General features: G+C 38.9%; 2 protein-coding genes. One reads left to right on the top strand and one right to left on the bottom strand.

The annotated features are described in order from the left end of the window. Positions 1-44: 44 nt before the first annotated feature. The gene (locus AABK37_RS41795) at positions 45-200 is read right to left on the bottom strand and encodes a CopG family transcriptional regulator (protein ID WP_432557243.1); all 156 of its coding nucleotides are present in this window, start codon (positions 198-200) and stop codon (positions 45-47) included. Between the two features lie 52 nt (positions 201-252). On the opposite strand from AABK37_RS41795, the gene AABK37_RS41790 reads away from it, so the two are divergent. After that, positions 253-597 (top strand): helix-turn-helix domain-containing protein (locus AABK37_RS41790; RefSeq protein WP_432557242.1); only part of this gene is annotated, 345 nt, incomplete at its 3' end.

Raw genomic sequence — 597 nt, 5'->3', positions numbered from 1 at the left:
AGGAGTTTTTACTTAATAAGGGAATCATTGGGCATTGCCGGACATTATGCATTGTCTTGACCCTCTTTAATATTTTGCTTTAAAGACCGGATAAACTCACGGATGACATCAGATTGAGTTCTTTCTCCTAACGCACAATATTGATCTAAGATTTGTCTTTCCTGTTCAGTAATTCTGACATTTAAGTTGTACTTACCCATGATTGTAGCCAAGACTGCGTTACAATAATTATAGTCTAATTGAGGAAAACAAGTGTTTGCAATTAAGCGACGCCTGAAACTGAATAAGCATGAGCAAAGTTTGATGGCACAACATGCAGGTTTTTCTCGATTGGTGTACAACTATGGACTCGATCTGTTCTGGCAATCTGTGGATGCAGGTTTGAAGACGACAGATAACAAGCGAATACAAGCCATCAAGAAGTGCTTGACCAACGTCACCAAAAAACGTGATCAATTTGCTTGGATGAACCAAATGTCATCTAAAGTTTATCAGTCAGCATTCCAAAGTTTGCAAACCGCTTTTAGTAGATGGCGCAAAGGAATTACTAGACCGCCAACTCGTAAAACCCGTAAGAATAAACAGTCTTTCACTGTT

Origin of the sequence: Tolypothrix sp. VBCCA 56010 (assembly GCF_050875635.1) — a bacterium.
In the GTDB taxonomy this organism is placed as follows: Bacteria; Cyanobacteriota; Cyanobacteriia; order Cyanobacteriales; family Nostocaceae; genus Hassallia.
The sequence above is the reverse complement of the archived record's forward strand: the minus strand, read 5'-3'. Positions and strand labels throughout refer to the sequence as shown.

Bases quoted from the DNA above. Each gene is read 5' to 3' on its own strand.
- AABK37_RS41795 (WP_432557243.1), bottom strand. From the start codon at position 200: ATGGGTAAGTACAACTTAAATGTCAGAATTACTGAACAGGAAAGACAA.